Source organism: Cupriavidus sp. 01L45 (genome assembly GCF_056399885.1).
Genome location: NZ_JBFTSG010000058.1, coordinates 53,157 through 68,815, shown reverse-complemented (window position 1 = coordinate 68,815; position 15,659 = coordinate 53,157). Strand labels below are relative to the sequence as shown.

General features: G+C 67.5%; 13 protein-coding genes. 5 read left to right on the top strand and 8 right to left on the bottom strand.

All coding sequences use genetic code 11. The features are described 5' to 3' along the window. Together AC1DT6_RS32070 and AC1DT6_RS32065 are read right to left on the bottom strand one after the other, a co-directional pair. Positions 1 to 1,070 (bottom strand): tripartite tricarboxylate transporter permease (locus AC1DT6_RS32070; protein WP_477115204.1); only part of this gene is annotated, 1,070 nt, incomplete at its 3' end. A 12-nt stretch (positions 1,071 to 1,082) separates the two neighbouring features. Next, a complete protein-coding gene (locus AC1DT6_RS32065; protein WP_035866512.1) occupies positions 1,083 to 1,544 on the bottom strand; it encodes a tripartite tricarboxylate transporter TctB family protein in 462 nt (153 codons plus the stop codon). A 350-nt stretch (positions 1,545 to 1,894) separates the two neighbouring features. On the opposite strand from AC1DT6_RS32065, the gene AC1DT6_RS32060 reads away from it, so the two are divergent. After that, positions 1,895 to 3,640 carry a potassium/proton antiporter gene (locus AC1DT6_RS32060; RefSeq protein ID WP_441636560.1) on the top strand — a complete coding sequence of 582 codons (1,746 nt, stop codon included), beginning with the start codon at positions 1,895 to 1,897 and terminating at the stop codon, positions 3,638 to 3,640. A gap of 86 nt (positions 3,641 to 3,726) precedes the next feature. Here the strand turns inward: AC1DT6_RS32060 and AC1DT6_RS32055 are convergent, their stop codons facing one another. From AC1DT6_RS32055 to AC1DT6_RS32045, 3 genes are all read right to left on the bottom strand, one after another. Further along, the gene (locus tag AC1DT6_RS32055; protein WP_441636561.1) at positions 3,727 to 4,749 is read right to left on the bottom strand and encodes a tripartite tricarboxylate transporter substrate binding protein; all 1,023 of its coding nucleotides are present in this window, start codon (positions 4,747 to 4,749) and stop codon (positions 3,727 to 3,729) included. A gap of 88 nt (positions 4,750 to 4,837) precedes the next feature. Next, positions 4,838 to 5,293, bottom strand: a complete 456-nt coding sequence (locus AC1DT6_RS32050) for a DUF2214 family protein (RefSeq protein WP_441636563.1) — start codon at positions 5,291 to 5,293, stop codon at positions 4,838 to 4,840. Between the two features lie 131 nt (positions 5,294 to 5,424). Beyond that, positions 5,425 to 6,645 carry a CaiB/BaiF CoA transferase family protein gene (locus tag AC1DT6_RS32045; RefSeq protein WP_441636565.1) on the bottom strand — a complete coding sequence of 407 codons (1,221 nt, stop codon included), beginning with the start codon at positions 6,643 to 6,645 and terminating at the stop codon, positions 5,425 to 5,427. A 330-nt stretch (positions 6,646 to 6,975) separates the two neighbouring features. Here AC1DT6_RS32045 and alaS point away from each other — a divergent pair, with 330 nt between their 5' ends. Next, complete coding sequence (gene alaS, locus AC1DT6_RS32040; RefSeq protein ID WP_441636567.1) at positions 6,976 to 9,600, top strand: alanine--tRNA ligase; 2,625 nt, start codon at positions 6,976 to 6,978, stop codon at positions 9,598 to 9,600. Positions 9,601 to 9,755: 155 nt separating this feature from the next. On the opposite strand, the gene AC1DT6_RS32035 is transcribed toward alaS, so the two are convergent. From AC1DT6_RS32035 to AC1DT6_RS32025, 3 genes are all read right to left on the bottom strand, one after another. Then, positions 9,756 to 10,517 (bottom strand): slipin family protein, encoded by a 762-nt coding sequence (locus tag AC1DT6_RS32035; RefSeq protein WP_441636569.1) that lies wholly within the window; start codon positions 10,515 to 10,517, stop codon positions 9,756 to 9,758. A 2-nt stretch (positions 10,518 to 10,519) separates the two neighbouring features. Continuing rightward, positions 10,520 to 11,974, bottom strand: coding sequence for an NfeD family protein (locus tag AC1DT6_RS32030; protein WP_441636571.1), 1,455 nt, complete (start codon positions 11,972 to 11,974; stop codon positions 10,520 to 10,522). Between the two features lie 105 nt (positions 11,975 to 12,079). Continuing rightward, the gene (locus AC1DT6_RS32025) at positions 12,080 to 12,958 is read right to left on the bottom strand and encodes a LysR family transcriptional regulator (protein WP_441636572.1); all 879 of its coding nucleotides are present in this window, start codon (positions 12,956 to 12,958) and stop codon (positions 12,080 to 12,082) included. Between the two features lie 195 nt (positions 12,959 to 13,153). On the opposite strand from AC1DT6_RS32025, the gene AC1DT6_RS32020 reads away from it, so the two are divergent. The 3 genes from AC1DT6_RS32020 to AC1DT6_RS32010 all read left to right on the top strand — a co-directional run bounded on the left by AC1DT6_RS32020 (position 13,154) and on the right by AC1DT6_RS32010 (position 15,543). Next, a complete protein-coding gene (locus tag AC1DT6_RS32020; RefSeq protein ID WP_477111853.1) occupies positions 13,154 to 14,374 on the top strand; it encodes a YbfB/YjiJ family MFS transporter in 1,221 nt (406 codons plus the stop codon). Between the two features lie 123 nt (positions 14,375 to 14,497). Then, entirely contained in the window at positions 14,498 to 15,271 is a 774-nt protein-coding gene (locus AC1DT6_RS32015) for a class II aldolase/adducin family protein (protein ID WP_441631594.1), read from the top strand. A gap of 83 nt (positions 15,272 to 15,354) precedes the next feature. Beyond that, a complete protein-coding gene (locus AC1DT6_RS32010) occupies positions 15,355 to 15,543 on the top strand; it encodes a 4-oxalocrotonate tautomerase (protein ID WP_035866483.1) in 189 nt (62 codons plus the stop codon). Positions 15,544 to 15,659: the final 116 nt, after the last annotated feature.

Here is a 15,659-nt window from a genome sequence, read left to right as displayed (position 1 = left end):
CCCCAGAACAGCGCGGGGTTGCTGGTCATGACCTGCGGGCCCGGCTGGATGTTGTGGATGGTCATCGCACCCACCATCAGCGCCATCACCGCGTTGGGCGGAATGCCCAGCGTCAGCAGCGGGATGAAGGAGGTTTGCGCAGCGGCGTTGTTGGCCGATTCCGGGCCTGCCACGCCTTCGATGGCACCCTTGCCGAACTCATGCGCGTACTTCGAGGTCTTCTTTTCCAGCGAGTAGGCCGCAAACGAAGCCAGCGCAGCACCGCCACCCGGCAGGATGCCCAGCGCCGAACCCAGCACCGTGCCACGCAGCACCGCGGGGATCATGCGCTTGAAGTCTTCCTTGGTCGGGAACAGGTTGGTGATGTGGTCGGTGAAGGTCTCGCGGGCATCCTTCTGTTCCAGGTTCGCGATGATTTCCGCGAAACCGAACACACCCATCGCCACCGAGACGAAGTTCAGGCCGTCGGTGAGTTCAGGCACGTCGAAGGAGAAGCGCGCCGCGCCCGAGTTCACGTCGGTACCGACCAGGCCCAGCAGCAGGCCCAGCACGATCATCGCAATGGCCTTGACCAGCGAACCGGAAGCCAGCACCACGGCGCCGATCAGGCCCAGCACCATCAGCGAGAAGTATTCGGCGGGACCGAACTTGAACGCCAGTTCCGACAGCGGCGCAGCAAATGCCGCCAGGATCAGGGTAGCCACGCAGCCGGCGAAGAACGAGCCCAGGCCGGCGGTGGCTAACGCCACCCCCGCTCGTCCTCGCCTGGCCATCTGGTAGCCATCGATGGTAGTCACCACCGACGACGATTCACCCGGCAGGTTGACCAGAATGGCGGTGGTGGAGCCACCGTACTGGGCGCCGTAGTAAATACCGGCCAGCATGATGAGCGCGGCCACCGGCGGCAGCGTGTAGGTCACCGGCAGCAGCATGGCGATGGTGGCCAGAGGCCCCAGGCCCGGCAGCACGCCGATCAGGGTACCCAGCACGCAGCCCAGGAAGGCGTATGCCAGGTTTTGCAGCGTCAGGGCGGTCGAGAAGCCGAGGCCCAGGTTGGCTAGTAGTTCCATATGGCCGTCTCCTTAACCTGCCAAGAATGCAGGCCACACCGGCATCTGCAGATTGATGCCATACACGAACGCACCCATGCTGATCAGCACCAGGATGACCGCGTTTGCGACAGCGCCTTTCCAGCTGAATTCATGGCTGGCCATCGAGGACACCAGTACCAGGACCAGCACGGACAACACCATGCCCAGCGGCTTGAGCATGAGGCCGAACAGCACCACCGAACCCAGGATCCACAACAGCGTCTTGATGTCCCAGCGCGCCAGCTGATCTTCTTCCTTCTTGGCGGACAGGGAACCCCACAGCACCAGCGCGCCCAGCAGGGCGAGCACGATGCCGAGCCAGAACGGGAAATATCCCGGGCCCATCTTGGCGGCGGTGCCCATGGAATAACCACGTGCGACCCAGGAAAAGCCGAATCCGACCAGGATGAACATCAGGCCGGAGGCAAAGTCCTTTTGGCTACGAATGCGCAAAATGATTCTCCTCGAAAAAACTGCTTGAAATCCGTGCGGCCGTCGATGTTGCAGTGCGCAAAAATGACGCTTGCATTCGTCCTGCCGCTGGCAGGGTGGAAATTAAGGGGGGGACCTTTCAGCTACCTTTCAGATGTCTGCAAAAATGGTCAATCTCCGGGTATCTCCCTAGGCGACATATGAAGGCGGGCCGGACGGCATGGCGCCGGCGCCGGATTGCGCCTCGCAACGGGGGCGCGGCAGTGCTGACATGGCGCTGCGTTATCATCGTCGGCTGCGCTGCCGTTGCCGCCGCGTACGCAGCCCGCGGCCGATGCGGCGCGGCATTGGTACTGAAAGGGAAAGCCGTCTTGGAAAGCATTGACCATGTCATCCTGATCGGCGCCATCGTGATGTCCCTGGGCATTGTGGTGGGCGCCTTCTCGGCGCGCCTGGGCGTGCCTTTCCTGCTTGTCTTCTTGGCGGTCGGCATGCTGGCTGGCGTGGATGGCCCCGGCGGCATCCGCTTTGCCAACACCTGGCTGAGCTTCCTGGTCGGCAACCTGGCGTTGGCGGTGATCCTGCTCGATGGCGGCCTGCGTACCCGGCTGGCGACTTTCCGGGTTGCGTTGCGGCCGTCCCTGTCGCTGGCCACCGTCGGGGTCCTGGTCACGACCGGGCTGGTGGGCCTGTTCGCCGCCTGGGTGCTGGAGATCGACTGGAAGCTCGGCCTGCTGCTGGGCGCCATCGTGGGCTCGACCGATGCCGCGGCGGTGTTCTCGCTGCTCAATACCAGCGGCATCCGGCTCAAGGAGCGGGTCGCCAGCGTGCTGGAGATCGAGTCCGGCATCAACGACCCGATGGCCATCTTCCTGACCCTGACGCTGATCGACTGGATCGCCGCGCCCGCCGGCCTGAGCCCCGGCGCGCTGGTGTGGCGCCTGCTGGTGCAGTTTGGGGTGGGCGGCTTGCTCGGGCTCGGGTTGGGCTACTGCCTGGCCAATGTGATGGAGCGCATGCGCGTGGCCGAAGGCTTGCAGGCCATCCTGCTGTGCTCTGGCGGTGCCATGGTGTTCGCGATCGTGCAGACCGCGGGCGGCAGCGGCTTCCTGGCGGTCTACCTGACCGGCATCCTGGTGGGCAACCGCGACCGTGCGGTCAGCGCCGACACCATGCGGGCGATGGATGGCATGGCCTGGCTGTCGCAGTCCGCGATGTTCCTGCTGCTTGGCCTGCTGGTGGCGCCCCACCGGATCTGGGAAGTGGCGCTGCCGGCGGTGGCGGTGGCGGCCTTCCTCATGCTGGTGGCGCGCCCGGCGGCAGTCTGGCTGGCGCTGCTGCCGTTCCGTTTCAGCGCGCGCGAGAAGGGCTTCGTGGCGTGGATGGGCTTGCGCGGGGCCGTGCCCATCGTGCTGGCGCTGTTCCCGATGCTGCAGGGCATGCCGGACTCCGGGCTGCTGTTTCGCATTGCGTTTGCGGTGGTGCTGGCCAGCCTGCTGCTGCAGGGCACCACCGTGCCGCTGGCGGCACGGCTGGCGCGTGTGTTGCGGCCCGCCTATCCCGAGCCGCTGGCCCGCGCGCGCCTGCACGGCACCCATGGGCCGGCGCTGGAGGTGATGCAGTTCAGGGTCGGGGTGGATTCCCCCACCGAGAACCTGCGCGGCGACCAGCTTGAGTTGCCGCCGCGCTGCCGCTTGCTGACGGTGGTGCGCGACAAGGCCCTGGTAGCACCCGAGCAGACCATGTTGGCGGCCGGCGACGTGGTTGCCATCCTGGCGCCTGCCACCAGCGTGCCGATGCTGGCGCTGCTGTTCCACCGCCCCGGGCCGGCGCCGGCCTGGGGCAAGGCAAGCCATGATTTCCTCTTGTCCGGGGAGGCCATGCTGCGGGATGTGGCGGGGCTTTACGGTACGCGGGAGCTGAGCGCCGACGAAGCCGCCCGGACGCTGGAAGCTGCCATGCAGAAGGCATTTACGTCGCCGCCGGTGGAGGGCGACGCGGTGGAGATCGCTGGATTGAAGCTGACCGTGACGCGCATGGACGGGCCACGCATCATCCAGGTGGGCTTGCTGCTGCCGCGCGCGGAGTCCGGCGCGACCAGTCCGGAGGTGTCCTGACGGCTGGCGGGGACGCCCCGAACAGGAATGAAAAACGGCCCGCGCGGGCCGTTTTTCATTCAAGGGGCGGCGTTTTGCCTGGCGGATCAGTCCACCTTGGCACCAGACACCTTGACGATCTGCGCATACTTCTTCAACTCACGCTGCACCAGCGCCCCGAACTGCTCCGGCGTGGTCGGCGCCGGCTGGGCGCCAATCCGGGCCAGCCTGGCCTTCATGTCGTCGGTCTTGAGGATGGCCACGATCTCGTGGTTGAGACGGTCGACGATCTCCTTCGGCGTATTGGCCGGCGCGAACACGCCGAACCACGTGGAGATGTCAAAGCCCTCCAGCCCCAAGCCTTTGCCAGCCTCCGCAATGGTCGGCAACTCGGGGAAGGCGGCGGCACGCGTGGCGGTGGTGACGGCAAACGCCTTGAGCTTGCCGGCCTTGATATTGGCCGAGGCCGAGGCGAGGTTGTCGAAGATCATGTCGGTCTGCCCGGACAGCACCGACAACTGCGCGGGCGACGCGCCGTTATAGGGAATGTGAACCATGCTCACCCTGGCCAGGCTCTTGAACAACTCGCCGGACAGGTGGCCGGCGCTGCCGTTGCCGCCCGAGGCATAGTCCAGTTTGCCGGGGTTCTTGCGCGCGTACTCCACCAGCTCGCGCACATTGCCGATATGCAGCTCGGCGGCCTTGCCGGGATGCATGACCAGCACGTTGGGCACGTCGGCCACCAGCGTGATCGGGCTGAAGTCCTTAACCGGGTCGTAAGGCATCCTGGCGAACAACGTCGGGTTGATGGCGTGGGTGGCTACCGCGCCCATCACGATCGTGTAGCCGTCGGCGGGCTGCTTGGCCACGTAGTCGGCACCGATATTGCCGCCGGCGCCGGGGCGGTTTTCCACCACGACGGGCTGGCCAAGGCTGTCCTTGAGTTTGTCGCCGATGGCGCGCGCCACGGTGTCGAGCGGGCCGCCGGCCGGGTAGGGCACCACGAACTTGAGGGGCTTGACCGGGTAGGCGGCCGCGGCGGCGGCTGGCGCCGCGCCGATGGCGCCAAGGATGCCAATGGCGGGCAGGGCTGCGGCGAACAGCGCCGCGGCAAGTTTTTGCTTGAACATGGGGATGCGTCGGTAGGGATTGGGAATCTGGGCGCGCGAGGCGGCCTGGGCCTGGCGGCTGGGAATCTCGTTTACAAGCTGGCGGAGCCTACTTCATGCCGATGCCGCGCGCCATCATCACCGCGCATAGCGGCAGCAGGATCAGCAGGTGGGCCTCGATCATGACCCAGCGCCGGGCGGATTTCAGCTCGGCCGGCATCGGCACGAAGTCCGGCAGGCTGCGCGCCTGACGGCGCCAGCGCTGGATGGCGAAGGTGGGCGGCAGCGAGCACAGCGCAATCACTACGAACACAGTGATCTTGGCGTGGAACCACGGGTTGTGCAGGTAGAACTGCGCGCCCTTGGCGCCGTAGAACAGCCGCAGCAGGCCGGTCGCCAGCACCGCCATGGCGGACAGGAAGTAGATCAGGTCGTAGACCGAGAGCCGCCTGAGCGTGGCCGGGGTCATGCCGGGCCGCAGCACGACGGCCTCGGCGGTCATCAGGGCGATCAGCAGGAAGATGAAAGTAAAGTGCAGGAAGGCCAGCAGGGCGTCGGTCAGCATCCAAACTCCTCTCTTGGTGGGGCACGCGCCGGACGCCGGCGCGCACAGGGTAAGGTTCTCTGCTTGTTTCGCTACGGCTACTGCAACTTTCCGCCCGCGCCGCCGGAGCGGCGCAGGCGGCCATGCCTGACTTACAGCACGCCCTTGGCGCGCAGTGCGGCAATCTGCTCCGGCGTATAGCCCAGCATGTCGCCGAGCACGGCATCCGTGTGTTCGCCCAGCAGCGGCGGGTGGCGCACGGCTTCGGGTGGCGTCGCGCTCATCTTGATCGGGCTGCCCACCAGCTTGACTTCGCCGGCGCTGGGGTGCGGCAGGTCCACGCGCAGGCCGCGCGCCTTGACCTGGGCATCGTCGAACACGTCGTCCAGGGTATTGATCGGGCCGCAGGGGACGCCGGCGGCTTCCAGGTCGAGGATCCACTGGGCGCGGGTGCGCGGTCTGACCATCTCGGCGATGATCGGCACCAGCACGTCGCGGTGCGCCACGCGCTGCGGGTTGGTGGCGAAGCGCGGATCGTCGGCCAGCTCGGGGCGCCCGCCGGCGGCGACGAACTTGCGGAACTGCCCGTCATTGCCCACCGCGACGATGATCCAGCCATCGGCGGCCTGGAAGGTCTGGTAGGGGACGATGTTGGGGTGCGCGTTGCCCCAGCGCCTGGGCGCCACGCCGCTGGCCAGGTAATTGGTATTCATGTTGGCCAGCATGGCCACCTGCACGTCGAGCAGGGCCATGTCGATGTACTGGCCTTCGCCCGTACGCTCGCGGTGGGCCAGCGCGGCCAGCACGGCGATGGTGGCGTACTGGCCGGTCATCAGGTCGGAGATGGCCACGCCGGCCTTCTGCGGGCCGCCGCCGGGCAGGTCGTCGCGCTCGCCGGTCAGGCTCATGAAGCCGCCCATGCCCTGGATGATGAAGTCGTAACCGGGGCGGGCCGCGTAGGGACCGGTCTGGCCGAAGCCCGTCACCGAGCAATAGATCAGGTCCGGCTTGATCGCCTTGAGCGAGTCGTAGTCCAGGCCGTACTTCTTCAGTTGGCCGACCTTGTAGTTCTCCAGCACCACATCGCTCTGGGCGGCCAGCGCGCGCACCAGTTCCTGGCCTTCGGGCGTGCTGATGTCGCAGGTGACCGAGCGCTTGTTGCGGTTGGCCGCCAGGTAGTAGGCGGCCTCCGCGGTATCGCGGCCCGCGCCGTCCTGCAGCCAGGGCGGGCCCCAGGTCCGGGTGTCGTCGCCGGCGCCGGGGCGCTCGATCTTGATCACGTCGGCGCCGAAGTCGGCTAGGTTCTGGGCGCACCAGGGCCCGGCGAGAACACGGGTCAGGTCGAGGACGCGGAGGTGGCTTAAAGCTCCCATGGGGTGTGATGCGGATCCGGCAAGAGTGGCAAAGGGAAGGCCGGGCGGCCCCGCCGTCTGTCTGGGCGGCGGCTTGCGGGGCAGTCGGGGCAGGCATGAAACCGGCCCGGGGGCGTCCGGCAGGGACAGCCAGCACTTTACCACCGGCACGCCGCCGGGAGCACATCGCGCCGTGCGGGGAGTGTGCCGGGGCGGGGCGCCGCGGGCCGCGCGCGACGAATCCCCGGCGGGCTGCCGCGCGGCGGGGCTTCCCCGTATAATCAATGGTTTGCAAATCCTCCATCTTGACCGACAGCGCCCTGCCACGCCGCCGGACGCCCTGCCCAGAACATGAAAGTCTCCGACATCCGCAGCAAGTTCCTGCAGTACTTCGAATCGAAGGGCCATACCGTGGTCCGCTCGTCCAGCCTGGTGCCGGGGAACGATCCGACGTTGCTGTTCACCAATTCCGGCATGGTGCAGTTCAAGGACGTGTTCCTGGGCACCGACCAGCGCCCCTACACCCGCGCGACCTCGTCGCAGCGTTCGGTGCGCGCCGGCGGCAAGCACAACGACCTGGAGAACGTGGGTTACACCGCGCGTCACCACACCTTCTTTGAAATGCTCGGCAACTTCTCGTTTGGCGACTATTTCAAGCGCGAGGCCATCCAGTACGCATGGGAGCTGCTGACCAAGGTCTACCAGCTGCCGGCCGAGAAGCTGTGGGTCACGGTGTACGCGGAAGACGACGAAGCCTACGACATCTGGGCCAAGGAAGTCGGCGTGCCGGCGGAGCGCATCGTGCGCATCGGCGACAACAAGGGCGCGCGCTATGCCTCGGACAACTTCTGGCAGATGGCGGACACCGGCCCCTGCGGCCCCTGCTCGGAAATCTTCTACGACCACGGCCCGGAAGTGTGGGGCGGCCCGCCGGGATCGCCGGAGGAAGACGGCGACCGCTACATCGAGATCTGGAACCTGGTGTTCATGCAGTTCAACCGGGACGAGCAAGGCAATATGCCGCGCCTGCCCAAGCCCTGCGTCGACACCGGCATGGGCCTGGAGCGTATCGCCGCGGTGCTGCAGCACGTGCACAGCAACTATGAGATCGACCTGTTCCAGGCGCTGATCAAGGGTGCCGCGCGCGAGACCCATACCGACAACCTCAACCAGAACTCGCTCAAGGTCATCGCCGACCACATCCGTGCCTGCGCCTTCCTGATCGTCGACGGCGTGATCCCCGGCAATGAAGGCCGCGGCTACGTGCTGCGCCGTATCATCCGCCGCGCCATCCGCCACGGCTACAAGCTGGGCCAGAAGACGCCGTTCTTCCACAAGCTGGTAGCCGACCTGGTGGCGCAGATGGGCGAAGCCTATCCGGAGCTGGCCGAGGCCGAATCGCGTGTGGTGGAAGTGCTCAAGGCCGAGGAAGAGCGCTTCTTCGAGACCATCGAGAACGGCATGTCCATCCTCGATGCCGCACTGGCCGATATCAAGCTCAAGGGCGGCAAGGTGCTCGACGGCGAACTCGCCTTCAAGCTGCACGATACCTTTGGCTTCCCGCTGGACCTGACGCAGGACGTGTGCCGCGAGCAGGAACTGACGGTGGACGAAGCCGCCTTCGACGCGGCCATGAACCGCCAGCGCGAGCAGGCCCGTGCGGCCGGCAAGTTCAAGATGGCGGCCGGCCTGGAGTACAAGGGCGACAAGACCACCTTCCACGGCTACGAGAAGCTGGGCGTGGACGGCGCGAAGATCACCGCGCTGTATGTGGATGGCGCCGCCGTGGACACCATGCAGCCCGGCCAGACCGGCGTGGTGGTGCTCGACAACACGCCGTTCTACGCCGAGTCCGGCGGCCAGGCCGGCGACCAGGGCGAACTGAAGAACGGCGATGCCGTCTTCACCGTGGCCGACACCACCAAGGTGCAGGCCGACGTGTTCGGCCACCAGGGCACCCTGGCGGGCGGCGCGCTCAAGGTGGGCGACAGCGTCACCGCGCAGGTCGATGCGCAGCGCCGCGCGCGCACCGTGCGCAACCACTCGGCCACCCACCTGATGCACAAGGCCTTGCGTGAAGTGCTGGGCAGCCACGTGCAGCAGAAGGGCTCGCTGGTCGATGCCGACAAGACCCGCTTCGACTTCTCGCACAATGCCGCGATGACCGACGAGCAGATCCGCCGCGTGGAGGAAATCGTCAACGCCGAGATCCTGCAGAACGCGGCCACCGGCGCCGAAGTCATGCCCTTCGACGACGCCGTCAAGAGCGGCGCCATGGCGCTGTTCGGCGAGAAGTACGCCGACGACGTGCGGGTGCTGTCGATCGGCAGCTCCAAGGAGCTTTGCGGCGGTACCCACGTGACCCGCACCGGCGATATCGGCGTGTTCAAGATCGTGATGGAAGGCGGCGTGGCAGCGGGTATCCGCCGCGTCGAAGCCATCACCGGCGATAACGCGCTGCACTACCTGCAGGCGCTGGACGCCAAGCTGAACGAAGCCGCCGCCGCGCTCAAGGCGCAACCGTCCGAGCTGGTGCCGCGTATCGGCCAGGTGCAGGAACAGGTGCGCGCGCTGGAGAAGGAGCTGGAACGCCTCAAGAGCAAGCTGGCCGCCTCGCAGGGCGACGAGCTGGCGGCGCAGGCCATCGACGTCAAGGGCATCAAGGTGCTGGCAGCCCAGCTTGACGGCGCCGACGTCAAGACGCTGCGCGAGACCATGGACAAGCTCAAGGACAAGCTGGGCACCGCGGCCATCGTGCTGGGCGCCGTGGCCGACGGCAAGGTCAGCCTGATCGCGGGTGTTACCGCCGATGCCACTGGCAGGGTCAAGGCCGGCGAGCTGGTCAACTTTGTCGCGCAGCAGGTCGGCGGCAAGGGCGGCGGCCGTCCGGACATGGCGCAGGCCGGCGGCACGGAGCCGGCCAATCTGCCCAAGGCGCTGGCTGGCGTCGGCGAGTGGGTGGCGGCCAAGGTCTGAGGCAACGCCGAGGCTTGAAACGAAGCCGACTGGCTGGGCCAAAACCATCTGCCATGACGACGGCTGTCTCTCCCTCTCCCCTCAGGGGGAGAGGGAGCAAACCGGCAGGAGTCTGAATCCCCGCAGCATCGAAAAGGCGCCCTCGGCGCCTTTTTTTACGTCGACTCGCGGCTCAGCTTCCCCACGAGCGTCAGGATGTCGATCGGYAGCGGAAACACGATCGTCGAACTCTTGTCCCCCGCGATCTGCGTCAGCGTCTGCAGGTAGCGCAACTGCATTGCCTGCGGCTCCTTCGCCAGCATCTGCGCCGCCTCGAGCAGCTTCACCGAAGCCTGCAATTCCCCCTCCGCATGAATCACCTTGGCGCGCCGTTCGCGCTCGGCCTCGGCCTGGCGCGCGATGGCGCGGATCATGGATTCATTGAGGTCGACGTGCTTGATCTCCACGTTGGACACCTTGATGCCCCAGCTATCGGTCTGGGCATCCAGCGCTTTCTGGATATCGATATTGAGCTGCTCGCGCTCCGCCAGCATCTCGTCGAGTTCGTGCTTGCCCAGCACCGAGCGCAGTGTCGTCTGCGCCAGCTGGCTGGTGGCTTCGAGGAAATTCGCTACCTGGATGATGGCCCGCTCCGGGTCGATCACGCGGAAGTACACCACCGCGTTCACCTTGACCGACACGTTGTCGCGCGAGATCACGTCCTGCGGCGGCACGTCCATCACCACCGTGCGCAAGTCCACGCGCACCATCTGCTGCACCGCCGGGATCAGGATCACCAGCCCCGGCCCCTTGACCCTCCAGAAGCGCCCCAGCATGAACACCACGCCGCGCTCGTACTCGCGCAGCACGCGGATGGACGAAACGATCAGCAGGGCTATCAGGAAGACCAGACCGCCTGCGCTGAATCCGAATGCCATGATCAAGCTCCTTGGGTGGATGATTGAATCGGGGCCGCGTCCGTGGCCCGTACCTCGAGCAGCAGCCCGTGGCGCCCGATGACCAGCACGTGCTGGCCGCGCGCCAGCGGCATGGCGCTGTGCACCTGCCAGCGTTCGCCGCGCACTTCGGCCCAGCCATCGTCCCAGAGGTCTTCCAGCACCACGCCGGGCGTACCGATCAAGGCATCGCCGCCGTTGATCGAAGGCATGCGGCGCGCGCGCCAGAGCAGCGTCCAGACCGCGAACAGGAACAGCGCGCTGGCCAGGGCCAGGCTGCCGATCAGCCACAGCGGAATGCCGAAGCCGGGCACGTCGGTGTCGATCAGCATCACCGCACCGAAGATGAAGGCGATGATGCCGCCCACGCCCAGTGCGCCAAAGGTCGGCAGGTACAACTCGGCCACCATGCAGCCGATGCCCAGTGCAATCAGCCCCAGCCCCGCGTAACTGACCGGCAGCATATGCAGCGCGAACAGCGCCAGCAGCAGGCAGATCGCGCCGCCTACGCCGGGCACCACCATGCCCGGGGTGGAAAACTCGAAGATCAGGCCGTAGATGCCGGCCATCATCAGGATCAGCGCCACGCTGGGATCCGTGATGACCCCCAGGAAGTTGTCGCGCCAGTCCGGTTCCAGCACCTGCACCGGCGCCTGCGCGGTGCGCAGCACGCGCTCCGCACCGGCCGCCTGGATGCGGCGCCCGTCCACGGCGCGCAGCAGGGCGGGCAGGTCGGGTGCGATCAGATCGGCAACATGCTGCGTCACGGCTTCATTCGCAGACAGGCTGACCGCCTCGCGGACCGCGCGCTCGCCCCACTCGGCATTGCGCCCGCGCAGTTGCGCCAGGCCGCGGATATAGGCCGAGGCGTCATGCATCTGCTTGCGCTCCATGACGTCTTGCGGCGGCGCGCTCGCGGGCGCCGAGGCCGGTGCGGTTTCCGGCTTTTGCGGCCCGCCGATRCCGATCTGCACCGGGCTGGCGGCGCCAAGATTGGTGCCCGGCGCCATCGCCGCGATATGGCTGGCATAGAGGATGTAGGTGCCGGCGCTGGCCGCGCGCGCGCCGCCTGGATAGACATAGCTTGCCACCGGTATCGGCGAGGCCAGGATGGCCTGGATGATCTCGCGCATCGACAGGTCCAGCCCGCCCGGCGTGTCCATCTCCAGCACGATCAACTGGGCGCCGGCCTCGCGCGCGCGCGTCATGCCGCGCAGGATGAAGCTGGCGCTGGCCGGGCCGACCGCGCCTTTCAGGGCGATCACGACGACGGGCGCCCTGGCATTGGCGATGCTGGCTGCCGTGGGGGCGGTCGTGGACGCCGGCTCAGGGGCACTTGCCTGCGCGTTGGCTGGCGTGGCGGGCGTGGCCACGGCCGCGGCAACGGCTAGCAAGAGGCCGGCGGCAAGCCATCGAAAGAGCATCTGGGCATGCTTCATGGCAGTGACGCCGGCACGAGGGGTGCAAACGCGGCGCCACTTCCAGTGTAGGCGACCGGGCACATCTTGCCGGTGTGCGCCAGCCGCGTTGCGTGGCGAATGGACTCAGGCCGCCGCGGCGAGGCCAGGCTGCGACGCGCGGAACGTGTCGGCCAGCGCACCCAGCGCGGTGCTGGCCATGGCCGGATGCCAGGCCAGCAGTGTGCAGACCTGGCCGGCCGGGCCGAGGCCGTGGATGCTGATCTTGGGCAGGTCGCGGTACAGGCCAAGTACCGAGCGCGGCACAATGGCCACGCCAATGCCAGCGGCGGCGCAGGCAATGATGGCGTGGTAGGAGCCGAGCTCCAGCACCCGGCGCGGCAGGCTGTCGCTGGCGCCAAACCAGGCTTCCAGCCGCGCGCGGTAGTTGCAGCCGGATTCGAAGGCCAGCATGGTGCGGGTTTCCAGGTCGGCGGCGCTGTGGATGGGCGCGTGGCGCTCGCGCGCGACCAGGACCAGTTCCTCCTGGTACGCGGGCAGCCACGCCAGCGTGGGGTCATCCAGGGGCTCGGCCACAAAGGCGCAGTCCACCTCGAAGCGCGCCAGCGCCTGCATGGCCTGGCGCGTGGTGCAGGTCACCAGTTCGAGCTGCACATCCGGCCAGGCCTGGTGATAGGCAGCCAGCACGGCGGGCAGGCGGCTGGCCGCCGTGCTTTCCATCGAGGCGATGCGCAGGCGGCCTTGCGGCTTGGCTGGCAGTACAGCCTGGCGCGCTTCTTCGGCCAGGTCCAGCACGCGCCGGGCGTAGTCGAACAAGGTTTTTCCGGCGGGCGTCAGCACCATGCGCTTGCCGTCGCGCAGGAACAGCTCGACGCCGAGCGAGCTTTCCAGTTGCCGGATGCGGGTGGTGACGTTGGATTGCACGCGGTGCAGGCGGGCGGCGGCGCGCGTGACGCCGCCTTCCTCGACCACGGCGCGGAAGATCTCCAGGGAGGCCAGGTCCATTGCGATCTCCATTGACAGGTAGGCGGAAGCGGGTGGTGACGGGTGGTAGCGGCTGGTTGCCGCATACGCAGCAGAATCATCTTGAATGAAGATGATTGTGTTCTCAATTATTCATTTTTTGGTTTGCCGATCCGAGCGTAGCATGCTGCCATGAACTCGACACTCTCCATCGCCCGCCACCGGGCGCGCGCGTAGATGAGCAGCGCCGACCGTCAGCTTGTCAGCGCCATTGCGCCGGTTAGTACGCAGCCCGGAGTCTGGGCCGTGGCGCTGGCGGGCCTGGCGGCGCTGGGCGTGGCAATGGGCATCGGCCGCTTCGCCTTTACGCCGCTACTGCCCATGATGCTGCACGACGGCAGCGTCACGCTGGGAGAGGGCGGCTGGCTCGCCACGCTGAACTACCTGGGATACTTCGCCGGCGCCGCGGCCTGCCTGTTCATCCGTCCCGATCCGGCGCGCATGGTCCGCTGCGGGCTGGTTGCCACTGTGCTGCTGACGCTCGGCATGGCCGCCCCCGGCGGCATGGCGGCCTGGGGGCTGTGGCGCGCCGCGGCCGGCGTGGCCAGCGCGCTGGTCATGGTCTACGGCTCGGCCTGGTGCATGCACCGGCTGGCCGAACTGGGCAGGGCACCGCTGGGCGGCGTGATCTTTTGCGGGCCGGGGATCGGTATTGTCTTTACTGGTGTCTCGGCCTTCGCCATGGTGAGTGCCGGCTGGCGAGCCAGCTGGGGCTGGCTGGCCTTCGGCGTGCTCGCGGTGCTGCTGGTTGGTGCGACCTGGCACATCTTCACGCCGGCGCCGCGCGGCGCGCACGCCGGCGGACCGGCCGCGCTGGCGCCACCGGCGCCGCGGCTGAACCGCGAGACCTGGCTGCTCACGCTGGCCTATGGCCTGGCCGGATTCGGCTACATCATTACCGCCACCTTCCTGCCTGTGATCGCGCGCCAGGCCATGCCGGGCTCGCTATGGGCCGACCTGTTCTGGCCCATCTTCGGCGTGGGCGTGATCATCGGCGCCTTCGTGGCCTCGCGCGTCAGCACGGAGCGCGACAATCGCCGGCTGCTGGCCTTTACCTATGCCATGCAGGCGATCGGCGTGGCCATCGCGGTGGTCTGGCCGACGGTGGCCGGCTTCGCGCTCAGCAGCATGCTGGCGGGGCTGCCTTTCAACGCGCTGGTGTCGTTCGCCATGCGCGAGGCACGGCGGCTGTGGGGCGCGCAGGCGCAGCGCCTGATGGGCCTGATGACCGCCAGCTATGGCCTCGGCCAGATCGTCGGGCCGCCGCTGGCCACGGCCCTGGTGGCGCGCAGCGGCGGCTTCGCGGCTTCGCTGTGCTGCGCGGTCGCGGCCCTGCTGCTGGGGGGCGCGATCTTCGCCTGGATGAGCCGGACGGAGTCCACCCCGGCCGCGGCGTGAGGGCGGGGCCGGGCCGTTGCGGGACGCCCTGACGCCGCACCTGGCTTGCGCTACAGTATCGCCTTCGCCGTCCACGGTGCCGGTTGGCAGAACCGGCGCGCGGGGCGGCGCAGGAGACCGTCCATGTCCTTTGCCTTGCAGCCCGCCCGTGCCGCGGGCGCCACCCAGCCCGCCACGCAGGCCGAACTGCGCATGCGCGCCGACCTGGCCGCGGCTTACCGCCTGTGCGCCCTGCAGGGCTGGGATGACCTGATCTACACGCATATCTCGGCCACCGTGCCTGGCGAGCCCGGTCACTTCCTGATCAATCCCTTCGGTTTTGCCTTCGATGAGATCCGCGCTAGCGACCTGGTCAAGATCAACGGGCGTGGCGAGGTGGTGGGCGAAAGCGCGCATCCCGTCAATGTCACCGGCTTCGCGCTGCACGGCGCGGTGCATGCCGCGCGCCCGGATGCGGTGTGCGTGATGCACCTGCACAACAGCGCCGGCGTGTCGGTATCGGCCCAGGCCTGCGGCCTGCTGGCGCTGTCGCAACATGCCATGCGTTTCTATGGCCGCCTGGCTTGCCACGACTACGAGGGGCTGGCTTTCACGCCCGCCGAGGGCGCGCGGCTGACCGCTTCGCTGGGCCAGCATCCCGCCATGCTGCTGCGCAACCACGGCACGCTGACGGTGGGCCGGACCGTGGCCGAGGCTTATGTGCTGATGGCGACCCTCATCAAGGCGTGCGAGATCCAGCTGGGCGCGCAGGCCGGCGGACAGCTCGTGCAGCCGCCGCACGCGCTGGCGCAACGGGCTTCCGAGCAGCTTCACGACGACGGCGCCGTCGAAGGCGCGCTGGAATGGCCATCGTTGTTGCGCAAACTGGATAGAATCGATGGTTCGTACCGCGATTGACGGACCCGGGCCCGTCGGTCGGGATGCGCGTCCACCCCGCATCCCCAGGCCCGGCAATATAACCAGACAACAGGAATCAAACCATGCCGACTTACCATGTAGAACTCTTCGAAGGCCGCACCATCGAGCAAAAGCGCAAGCTGGTCGAGGAAGTCACCCGCGTTACCTGCGAAACGCTCGGCTGCTCGGCCTCGGCCGTGGATATCATCATTACCGACATCAAGCGCGAGAACTGGGCCACCGGCGGGGAACTGTGGGCTGACAAGAAATAAGCCACGCCAGGCCACGGCAAGCCAGACCGGAGCCAGCTTCAAACCAGCCAGCCGCCAGGCCAAAGGCCACAAGCCCCAACGCCAGCGGCTCGCGCCTCGCCACCCGCCACGGATTT